The organism is Clostridium sp. CCUG 7971, assembly GCF_017590215.1.
Lineage (GTDB): Bacteria > Bacillota > Clostridia > Peptostreptococcales > Peptostreptococcaceae > Faecalimicrobium.
This window is the reverse complement of record NZ_JAFFPK010000054.1, coordinates 54,243-65,581: the sequence shown is the minus strand read 5'-3', so window position 1 is coordinate 65,581 and position 11,339 is coordinate 54,243. Positions and strand designations below refer to the sequence as shown.

The window sequence follows — 11,339 nt, the reverse complement described above, 5'->3', positions numbered from 1 at the left end:
GGTATATACCTTCCTTTTTCTTTTTATTTAAACTGTAGCCTTTATAGCTTGAGTTAAGTTTGGAACTAATTGTTTCTTTCTAGAAACAACACCTTCAGAAAATACTCCTTGGTGAGCTTTTATATTAAAAGCATCAGATATTATGCTATCATCAGCTTTGTATATTAAATAAGAACCTTCTTTTATTATGTCAGTTAATGCTAAAACTAACATATCATATTCAGATGCATTTATATAAGCTAAGAAATCATCTTTTTTAGCTAATATAGAATCTATATCTAAAGTGAATACTTGTCCTATACCAACTCTTTTTTCGCTCATATTGAACTCTTTAAAATCCATGTTTACTATTTCTTCTATACTGAACTCATCTAAAGAAGTACCAGCTTTAAACATTTCCATAGCATATTCTTCCATATTAACGTTAGCTATTTTACTTAATACTTCACAAGCTTCTTTATCTTTATCAGTAGTAGTTGGAGATTTAAATAATAATGTATCTGATAATATAGCAGATAATAAAAGGCCAGCTATATGATAAGGGATCTCTACATTATTTTCTTTAAACATATTGTATATTACTGTACAACTACATCCAACAGGCATAACTCTAAAGCTTATAGGTACATCAGTAGCTATTCCTCCTATTTTATGGTGGTCAACTATTTCAACTATATTAGCATCCTTTATATCATCAGCACTTTGAGCGTATTCGTTGTGGTCAACTAATACAACATCTAATCCTTTTACTGAAGTTGATAAAACTTCTGGAGCATCAACCTTAAAGTAATCTAAAACGAATTGGGCTTCTTTTCTAACCTCTCCTAAAGCGTAAGGCTTTGCATCTATACCTAATTGATTTTTTAAGTAAGATAATGAAATTGAAGAACATATAGAATCTGTATCAGGATTCTTATGTCCAAAAACTAATAATGACATATTAAAATTTCTCCTCTCATAAAATAATATATACTAAAGAAATATATTATTTTAATTTACAAAATATTTTATATCTAAATCGCTAGTTTTAAATAAGCGATATCATGAGCGTATTTACTAACAACAAAAATTATTATATCAAAAGGAGGAAGTAATGTGTTACAAAAACGAAAAAAAATTAAGATATTGCTCATATTATTACCCATTTTATTGCTAGTAATAACAACTGCATGCTCTATACATAAATATAAAAGTAATCAAAACATATATAAGGATACAACAAAGGTTATAGATACCATAAGTCAAGTACTAGATATAAATACAGTAAAATATAACTATAGTAATGTTGTTACAGTAAAAAAAGATAAAAGTATAAATGATATAAAGATTCCTTTTACAGAAAAATCATTTGTAATTAAGTACAATGGAGTTATAAATGCAGGTGTAAAGCCTGAAAATATAAGTATAACTAAAAATACAGGAGATAAGATACTGGTTGAGATAAAAAAATGTGAAATACTAGACCACTATATAGATAATGATAATTTATATGTATATGATGTAAAAAGCTCTATATTTAATAAATTAGGAGTACAAGAAGTTTTTGATGATGTTAATAAATATAAAAAAGAATATGAAAAAAAGATAATAGATGAAGGTTTTATAGATGAAGTAAAAGCAAATACTAAATTAAGTATAGAAAATATGCTTAAAAGTATAGGATACAAAGAAGTAGAAGTTATTTTTAAATAAAAATTCATTAAAATGTAAGATAGTTGACTAATTTTTAACTATCTTATTTTTTGCTAAAATAAAAAAATAAATAAGAATTTAAATAAGGTTAGAAAGTTAGAATTTAAACGTTTTTTCAGTGAGAATAAAATAAAAACGTTTTCATTGTACGACATAGATAAAAAAATAACAAAACATATTGACATAAATAATCGGGTAATGTATTATCTAATTATAGCAAGTTTGTTAATTAACTAACATAGTTTTATATAAAAAATTATTGGGAGGAATTGATTATGGCAAAGGAAGTAAAAAATACTAAAGTAGAAGCAAAGCAAGAATTTAGTGTAGAAAACATGATTAATGATTTAGTAACAAAGGCAAATATAGCTAAGGATGCTATGCTAAAGTTAGACCAAGAAGCAATAGATAAAATAGTAGGGGCTATGGCTAAAGCAGGTCTTGATAAACATATAGAGCTTGCTCAAATGGCAGTAGAAGAAACTAAAAGAGGAATATTCGAAGATAAAGTAACTAAAAATATATTCGCTACTGAATATGTTTATAATAGTATAAAATACAAAAAAACAGTTGGAGTTATCGAAGAAAATGATGAAGAAGGATACATGATGGTTGCAGAACCGATAGGTGTTGTAGCTGGGGTTACTCCTGTTACTAACCCAACTTCAACAACAATGTTTAAATCGTTAATATCTATAAAAGGAAGAAATCCAATAATATTCAGCTTCCATCCATCAGCTCAAAAATGTTCAGCAGAAGCTGCGAAAATATTAAGAGATGCAGCTGTAGAAGCTGGTGCTCCAGAAAACTGTATCCAATGGATAGAAGTACCATCATTAGAAGCTTCAAGTGCTCTTATGAAAAATAATGGAGTATCATTAATATTAGCAACTGGAGGACCTGGAATGGTAAAATCTGCTTATTCTTCAGGAAAACCAGCACTAGGAGTTGGAGCAGGTAACGTACCTTGTTTTATAGAAAAAACTGCTGATGTTAAGCAAGCTGTAAATGATTTAATATTATCTAAGTCATTTGACAACGGAATGATATGTGCTTCAGAACAAGCAGTTATAGTAGAAGAACCTATATACAATGATGTAGTTGAAATAATGAAAGGGTATAACTGTTACTTTGTAAATTCAAAAGAAAAAGGATTATTAGAAAAAACAGTTATAAACCCAGAAACTAATTCATTAAATCCTAATATAGTTGGACAAAGTCCATATACAATAGCACAAATGGCAGGATTTGAAATACCAAAGGATGTAAAAATATTAGTAGCTGAAATAGGTGGAGTAGGAGTAGATTATCCATTATCTAAAGAAAAGTTAAGTCCAGTACTTGCTTGTATAAAAGCTAAAGATGCTAAAGATGGTATACAAAAATGTGTTGAGATGACAGAGTTTGGTGGATTAGGTCACTCAGCAGTTATACACTCAAATGATGATGATATAATACTAGAATTTAGTAATAGAGTAAGAACAGGAAGATTATTAGTAAACGCGCCATCTACTCACGGTGCAATAGGAGATGTATATAACGTGAATACACCATCATTAACTTTAGGATGTGGATCTATGGGTAACAACTCAACTACTGATAACGTATCAGCTGTAAACTTAATAAACCTTAAGAAAGTTACTAAGAGAAGAGTAAATATGCAATGGTTCAAAGTTCCAGATAGAATATACCATGAAGTTGGATCAGTACAATACTTAGAAAAATTACCAAACACAGAAAGAGTTATGATTGTAACTGATAGAATGATGGTTCAATTAGGATATGTTGAAAAATTAGAATACCATCTAAGAAAAAGAAGAAACCCAGTTATGATAGATATATTCTGTGATGTAGAACCAGATCCATCTGTAGATACAGTATTAAATGGTGCTGAGGCGATGAGAAAGTTTAAGCCGGATACTATAATAGCATTAGGTGGAGGATCTGCAATGGATGCTGCTAAGGGTATGTGGTTATTCTATGAAAATCCAGAAGCAGACTTTGAAGATTTAAGATTAAAATTCATGGATATAAGAAAAAGAATATACAAGTTCCCTAAATTAGGAAGAAAAGCTAAAATGGTAGCTATTCCAACTACTTCAGGAACTGGTTCAGAAGTTACATCTTTCGCAGTTATAACTGATAAAGTAAACAATGTTAAATATCCTTTAGCTGATTATGAATTAACTCCAGACGTAGCTATAATAGATCCAAACTTCGTAATGACAGTACCAGCAGCAGTTACTGCAGATACAGGATTAGATGTATTAACTCATGCTATAGAAGCTTATGTATCTGTAATGGCAACAGATTATACAGATGCTTTAGCTATAAAAGCTATAGAAATGGTATTTGAATATTTACCAAAATCATATAAAGGAGCTAATACTGCAGAAGGTAAAGAAGCTAGAGAAAAAATGCACAATGCTTCTTGCATGGCAGGTATGGCATTTGCAAATGCATTCTTAGGAATAAACCATTCATTAGCTCATAAACTGGGATCAGAGTTCCATATACCACATGGTAGAGCTAATGCAATATTATTACCTCATGTAATAGAATATAATGCAACTATGCCAACTAAGTTTGCTGCATTCCCTAAATATAAGTCTTTCGTAGCAGATAAAAAATATGCTGAAATAGCTAAATATTTAGGATTAAAAGCTAATACTACAGAAGAAGGTGTTAAGAACCTAGTTGAAGCTATAAGAAGCTTAATGAAAGAAGTAAATATACCAATGACAGTAAAAGAGTGTGGTATAGATGAAGAAACTTATTTCGCTGCAATAGAAAGATTAGCATTAGATGCATTTGATGATCAATGTACTCCAGCTAACCCAAGATTACCATTAGTAACTGAATTAGTGGAAATATATGAAACAATATATGGAGTAAAAAAATCAAATACATCAAAAAATAAAAAAGAAGAAGTATGCAAAGCTTAGTAGCAAATGCATTTTAAATAAGAGTTAACATAAAAATCAAAATAAAGGAGTCTATTAAGACCCCTTTATTTTGATAAAGAAATATAATTTAATTTAAGAATAATAAAGAGTAAAGATTAATAATTTGAAAAATTCAGAAAATTAATATTGACGTAAAGTTATAAAGTTAATATAATTTATATAATAAATAAAAGGGGCCTATTAAGGCCCCCTTATTATTTTATAGATGATTTATTTATAACTACTTTTTCAAGGTCATTTTTTATGCTTATTATTGAATCTTTATAATCAACTTCAAAATTTGCAAATGCAGAGAATAAATCTATATCCCTCATTAAATGAATAGTCATTAGATTATTTTCTTTGTTAATTCTAAGTATTAATGATCTAACAAAAGGGAATTGTATTCTAGATAAAAATAAATTAGAACCTTGAGAATTTATATCCAAGCTACGATAATTTATATCAATAAATAAATCAATATCATTTTCTTCTTCTCTAATTATTCTATATTGAAAATCTGTATCTAAGTTTAAGTTTCCTATTTGTATCATAATTATACCTCATTTCTTATTTTGATTTAGGCAAGCTGTCTATACTATTTATATATAATTATATCTTATATATATAAATATAAAAAGAGCTTCCGTTGGGGGAACGGAAGCTCAAATTGGGGGAGATTGAGTTAAATATTTAATTTTATATTACTATTATGGACAGATGAAATTAAATTATACATAATTATAAAAAATTTTTAGATACTTTAAAACTTTATTTAAATACTAAAAAAGGATGTGATAACATCCCCTTTAGCAACATACCTATTTTATAGGTTATTGATATTATTGTGTAAAGTTTTTAATTATCTTTTTTTGTTTATGAACTTAGGACCAAGGTATTTTTTTATATCCTCATCAGAAGAAAAATCATCTATAAGGATTTCTTTACCTGATTCCTCAAGTATAACTAAAACTTCACAATCACCTTGTAAGAAGAACTTTCTAACAGTTTCTTCTCTAACTTCTCTAACCTTAGTTATATTCTTTTTTTGTTTTTCATAGTCCTTAGTGAAGTAACTATCCATCATGTTTATTATCTTTGTATATCTATTCATAAAATGCCTCCTATAATTAATCATAAAAAATGTGTTATAATAATTGTTTGTATTAACCTAATAATTATAACAAGGAGTAATAATAATGACTAGTATAAAAAAGATTGATATATTAAATTGTATAGATTATTCTAAGGAAAATGAATTATTTAATAAGCTAAACAAAGTATATAATTCTTTACCAAGTGGAGATTGCAGTGGATGCGGAAATTGCTGTATGGAATCTGTCGGTATAAACTTAATAGAATTTATAAATATATTTGAATACTTAAAAGGGAACAATGAATTAAGAAAGAAATGTTTAAGTAAGGTATTAGATTATTATTTTTTTGAATATATAAAAAAGAGCTCTTGTCCTTTTAAAGATGAAAACAATAGATGTTTAATATATGAAGTTAGACCTTTAAATTGTAGATTATTTGGCCACTGGAAAAAAGAAGATTATAATAAAAATTTACTAAATGTTACAAAGAGAAACTTAGACTATAAAAATCTAATGAAATCAAAGTGTGGATTTGAGATTAGTGATGAAGTAGTAAATTATAAAATAAATTATTGTGATAGTTTTAAACCAGAAAATGATTATTTAGATAAGTCAACAAGGCTTAGTTTTTCAGATAAATTAATGACTCTAGATTCAAAGTTATATTCAAAAGGTATTATAGATATAGAGTTTAAGGATAGAGGTATAGTTGAATATTTCGTTGAAAGTTTGCTTCATGAAGATACAGCTTATAATATAAAAATAAGAGTATCAAAAGAAGAAGATATTAGAATAAGAACTATAAATAGACTAAAAAAAATATTACTATAAAGTAGGAGTTAAAATGGATTTATTAAATATAAAAGGAAATACTTTTTATATAAAAGGTGGAACGAATACAGGTATATATTTATATGATGATAATAGCGCGCTTATTATAGACCCAGGTCTATGTGGATTAAGACCTAAAAGAGTAATTGATATATTAAAATCAAATAATATAAACCTAAAATTTATAATAAATACACATGAACACAACGACCATTATGGTGCATGTAATCAATTTAGAGAAGAGTATAAAGATTTATTAATAATGTCATCAAAATATGCAAAATTATATATAGAAAATCCAGAGTTATTTTCTAAATATATAATAGGTGGAAAAAGTAATAAATTTATGGATGGTAAATTAAGAAATAAATCATTAGATGAAGTACAAATAGATGAAATTATAAATGAAGGTATAATAGAATTAAATCGTATAGAATTTAATATAATAGATTTTAAGGGGCATACACCAGGTAGTATAGGTATCTTAACAAAAGATAAAGTATTATTTGTAGGAGACCTTTTAATAGGCGAAGAAATGCTTAATAAATATGACTTTTTATTTATGCATGATATAAAAGATCAAATGGACTCATTAGATAAACTTAAAAATATAGATTTTGATTTCTTAGTAGTTAGCCATGGAAAAAAAGTTATATCTAAATTCGAAAGTTATAATTTGATAAATAAGCATAAAGAAGCTATAGAAAAATATTTAAATCAAATAAGAGAGCAATTAAAAGAACCAATAGGATTAGAAAATTTACTTAAAAATATTATAAAAAATAATATCTTAAGTAATAATTATAAAGAATATCACTTTTTTAAGTCTTCATTAGTATCTATAATAAGTTATTTAGCTGACTTAGGAGAAGTAGGATATCTTATAAATGAAGGAGAATTGCTTTATTATACACAAAAAAATAAACTATGTTAAAATGAGTATAACTGGAAAAATATAATAAAGGATGAGCGAGATGGAATACGAAAAGTGGGACGAAGTATTAGCTCCTTATGAACATGCAGTTGAAGAATTAAAGGTGAAATTTAAGAATATAAGAAAAGAATTTCTAGCAAAAGGAGAATACTCTCCAATCGAATTTGTAACAGGTAGAACGAAGAAGATAGCTTCAATAGTATCGAAGGTTAAGCGTTTAAATATACAAGACATAGAAGCTGAAATGGAAGATATAGCAGGTATTAGGATAATGTGTCAATTCGTAGAGGACATATACACTATAGTAGAGTTAATTCAAACTAGAAGTGATATGTCTATAGTATGTGCAAAGGACTATATCGAAAATTTTAAAGATAGTGGATATAGAAGTTATCATGTAATAATAAAATACCCTATAAACTCAATTGCTGGATCAAAGGAAATTTTATGTGAAATACAAATAAGAACATTAGCTATGAACTTTTGGGCAACAATAGAACACTCTTTAAAATATAAATATGAACATTATATACCGGAAAACTTAGCAGTAAGGCTAAGAAGAGCAGCAGATGCTGCATTCTTACTAGATCAAGAGATGAGTGAGATAAGAGAAGACATAATGAAAGCACAAGTTATGTATCAAGTAAAGTCTATAACAGTAAGAGATGTTTTAAATAAAGTTCAAGAATTATATAATGTAGGAGAAACTCATAAAGCTATATTATTTCAAAGAAGATTAGATAAAATTGATAATGAAAAAGATATAACAGAAATAATTAATTTAAAACATGAGATAGATGGATTATTACAACAATATAAAAAATAACTAGAGGGTTATCCATGTAAGTGGATAGCTTTCTTTTTTAGAAAGAAAATAAACTAAAGAGACACTAGAAAGGATTATGAATATGAGTTTATATGCAATAGGAGATTTACATTTTTCAACGGCAGTAGATAAACCGATGGATGTATTTGGTGACAATTGGAGAAATCATGAAAATAAAATTATTGACAATTGGAAAGCAAATGTAAAAGAAGATGATTTAGTCTTAGTTTTAGGAGATACTTCATGGGGAATAAATTTAGCTGAAGGAAAAGCTGATTTAGATATAATAAATAACTTACCAGGTAAAAAGATTTTTATAAAAGGAAATCATGATTATTGGTGGACAACAGTTACAGGATTAAATAAATTATATGAAGATATGAAATTTTTACAAACTAACTTTTATGAGTACAAAGATTATGCAATATGTGGCGGAAGAGGATGGATTTGTCCAAATGATGTAAAGTTTGATAAAAATGATGAAAAAATTTATATAAGAGAAGAAAATAGATTAAGATTATCATTAGAATCAGCTCGTAAAAAAGGATATTCTAAACTAATTGCAATAACTCACTACCCTCCAACTAATGATAAACTTGAAGAGTCTTTATATACTAAATTGTTTGAAGAGTATAAAGTTGAAAAAGTTATATATGGACACTTACATGGAAAAGAATCTTTTAAGATGGGATTAAAAGGAATTAGAAATGGAGTAGAATATATACTTGCTTCTTGTGATTTTCTAGACTTTAATTTAATAAAAATAATGGATTAATAAACTAAAAAGTTGTAAATAATATAAACTAAATGGATAAAAATAGGTATAATGGAGCATTTTGATTCCATATACATGAAAAGGAGATTGTTATTAATGAGATGGATATTAGTATTCTTATTTTTATATCTTATACCCTTAATAGTTCTATTTAGGAATTATAACAACTTTAGAAGATCTTGTATATACAGTAGTATTTATATAGTGTTAGTAAGCACAATAGTAATAACAAATATGTATATGAGTGGCCTAAATAAAATAAAAGAGGCTATGTATTATCAAAACTATGCTTTAGAAGAACGATATAAAGATAAATATGCTTCAAATTTTGAAAAAGATTATGAAAAACAAGATAAAGATAAAAAAAGTGAAAAAGTTACTAGTAATATAGAATCAGACAATAATAAATCTAGTAATGAAAATGAAGTTATTAAAAATAATGATAAATCTAATAATAAATTTAAAGAAAGTAATGATTTATCAAAAGATAATAAAACAGAAGATGTAGCTATTACTAAAGAAAAAACAGATAAAGAAATTGTAACAGAATTTAAAAAAGAAATTTATGATATAGAAACAATAGCCTTAGTTCCGATGAGAGACTGTATGCCATATACTAAGAATATATCTGAAAATCTTAAACATCTAGATAGTATAGGAGAAGATATTAAACATGCTCAAAAGATGTGCAAAGAAGTTATATCTATGTATAATGATATGAATATACCATCTCTTTCAGAAAAAAATTATACACAAGTACTATATAATGCAAGAGATGATGTAAGAAAAGCGTATGAATTAAGAGAAAAGGCTATGGTATCTGCCTCTAAACTTATAGAGACTAAAAATCCTAAATATATAGGAAAAATAACAGAGTACTTAAAATTATCAGATAAACATATAACTAGCTTTAAAGAAAGATTAAGTGATTTAAATGATAAAATGTAATAAATATATTTAAAAGCTTACCTTTTAAGGTAAGCTTTTGGTATTATATACATATACTTAAATTATATATTTTGATTTATAATTTAACATATGCTATAATGTCTTAACTATAAATCAGATGGGAAATAGGGAGGATAATATGAACAAACTAAATATATGCGTTGATATAGACGGAACAATAACAAGTCCATATCACTTTATACCATACTTAAATGAATTATATAATAAAAATATAACAGAAGAACAATGCAATACTTGCGATTGGGAAACTTTATATGAAATAAAAATGGATAGAATGCTAAGTGAATTCCATGAAAAATATATGCATTCATATGGAGAAGCGTCAGTAGTTGAAGGTGCAAAAGAGATAATAGAAGAGCTATGTTCTGAAAATACTGTGTATTTTGTAACAGCAAGAAGTGAAAGTTTAACTGAAATTACTAAAAAATGGCTAGAAGATAGTGGATTTTCTGGAATAGAAGTCCATTTATTAGGAAGTGACTATAAAGTAGAAAAAGCAAAAGCATTAAATTGTAATGTATTTATAGAAGATAATCCTTACAATGCAATACAACTTGCAGATGAAGGAATTAAAGTTTTATTAATAGATACAAATTATAATAAAGGTGTAGTTCATGAAAATATAACTAGAGTTAATAACTGGATAGAAATAAAAGAATTTATAGATTCATATAAATAGAGAGTTATTACATGATGGGGGAGGCGATCTTGTGATAAAGTTAGAATTAAAAAATGAAAAAGGAAAATTTCATGTACAAAGTAATGAAGTTAAAGATATCTTAGGATTGCGTCCAGATTTTGAGGATATACAAGACATATCAAATAGTATAAATCAAAAGAACATAATGGTATTTGATTGTAAGTTATCTGAAGAAGTATTTGATATGCAAGATATAGAAGAGTTAGTAGAAGAAATTGGAGAAGAATTAGATGATTCTTACTTTAATGTATTGTTTGAAGATGTAAGAGCATATTTAAAAGATGCTACAGATGAAATAGAAGAAGAATTACAAGATACGTACAGATTTGATAATGTAAGATGTTTCTTCGATGTATATAATATAGATGAAACATTTACTGATTTTAAATTTGTATTCCTTATAAGTTTTAAGGAAATAAAAATAGCATCACTTACTAATTTAGCTAAAATAGTTGGAAAAAGACAATTAGTTGGTGGATCTAAATTTTATAGTTAATTAAAAGTTTGATTAAAAAAGACCTTAGTATTGTAGAAATCTACATTATACTAAGGTCCTTTATAATTCTAGTG

12 protein-coding genes are annotated in these 11,339 nt (G+C 26.6%); 9 read left to right on the top strand and 3 right to left on the bottom strand.

The features are described from left to right. Positions 1-27: 27 nt before the first annotated feature. Positions 28-939: a manganese-dependent inorganic pyrophosphatase gene (locus JWF52_RS07955; RefSeq protein WP_208333047.1), complete on the bottom strand. Its 912-nt coding sequence runs from the start codon at positions 937-939 to the stop codon at positions 28-30. 156 nt (positions 940-1,095) lie between these two features. On the opposite strand from JWF52_RS07955, the gene JWF52_RS07950 reads away from it, so the two are divergent. Both JWF52_RS07950 and adhE read left to right on the top strand, forming a co-directional pair. After that, a complete protein-coding gene (locus tag JWF52_RS07950) occupies positions 1,096-1,692 on the top strand; it encodes a DUF4230 domain-containing protein (protein ID WP_208333046.1) in 597 nt (198 codons plus the stop codon). Positions 1,693-1,967: 275 nt separating this feature from the next. Continuing rightward, positions 1,968-4,637, top strand: a complete 2,670-nt coding sequence (adhE, locus tag JWF52_RS07945; protein ID WP_208333045.1) for a bifunctional acetaldehyde-CoA/alcohol dehydrogenase — start codon at positions 1,968-1,970, stop codon at positions 4,635-4,637. Positions 4,638-4,852: 215 nt separating this feature from the next. Here adhE and JWF52_RS07940 read toward each other — a convergent pair whose 3' ends face one another. Next, positions 4,853-5,191, bottom strand: a complete 339-nt coding sequence (locus JWF52_RS07940; protein WP_286184059.1) for a hypothetical protein — start codon at positions 5,189-5,191, stop codon at positions 4,853-4,855. Between the two features lie 308 nt (positions 5,192-5,499). Then, a complete protein-coding gene (locus JWF52_RS07935; RefSeq protein WP_042277170.1) occupies positions 5,500-5,751 on the bottom strand; it encodes a hypothetical protein in 252 nt (83 codons plus the stop codon). 85 nt (positions 5,752-5,836) lie between these two features. On the opposite strand from JWF52_RS07935, the gene JWF52_RS07930 reads away from it, so the two are divergent. The 7 genes from JWF52_RS07930 (at position 5,837) to JWF52_RS07900 (ending at position 11,265) form a co-directional block, all read left to right on the top strand. Then, positions 5,837-6,565 carry a YkgJ family cysteine cluster protein gene (locus JWF52_RS07930; protein ID WP_208333044.1) on the top strand — a complete coding sequence of 243 codons (729 nt, stop codon included), beginning with the start codon at positions 5,837-5,839 and terminating at the stop codon, positions 6,563-6,565. Positions 6,566-6,578: 13 nt separating this feature from the next. After that, a complete protein-coding gene (locus JWF52_RS07925) occupies positions 6,579-7,499 on the top strand; it encodes an MBL fold metallo-hydrolase (RefSeq protein ID WP_208333043.1) in 921 nt (306 codons plus the stop codon). A gap of 40 nt (positions 7,500-7,539) precedes the next feature. Then, positions 7,540-8,325 (top strand): GTP pyrophosphokinase, encoded by a 786-nt coding sequence (locus JWF52_RS07920; RefSeq protein WP_208333042.1) that lies wholly within the window; start codon positions 7,540-7,542, stop codon positions 8,323-8,325. Positions 8,326-8,407: 82 nt separating this feature from the next. After that, positions 8,408-9,100, top strand: coding sequence for a metallophosphoesterase (locus JWF52_RS07915; protein ID WP_208333050.1), 693 nt, complete (start codon positions 8,408-8,410; stop codon positions 9,098-9,100). A 96-nt stretch (positions 9,101-9,196) separates the two neighbouring features. Continuing rightward, positions 9,197-10,048, top strand: coding sequence for a hypothetical protein (locus tag JWF52_RS07910; RefSeq protein WP_208333040.1), 852 nt, complete (start codon positions 9,197-9,199; stop codon positions 10,046-10,048). A 139-nt stretch (positions 10,049-10,187) separates the two neighbouring features. Continuing rightward, positions 10,188-10,748 (top strand): 5' nucleotidase, NT5C type, encoded by a 561-nt coding sequence (locus JWF52_RS07905; RefSeq protein ID WP_208333039.1) that lies wholly within the window; start codon positions 10,188-10,190, stop codon positions 10,746-10,748. A gap of 31 nt (positions 10,749-10,779) precedes the next feature. Beyond that, on the top strand, positions 10,780-11,265 hold the full coding sequence (locus JWF52_RS07900) for a hypothetical protein (protein ID WP_208333037.1): 486 nt from the start codon (positions 10,780-10,782) through the stop codon (positions 11,263-11,265). Positions 11,266-11,339: the final 74 nt, after the last annotated feature.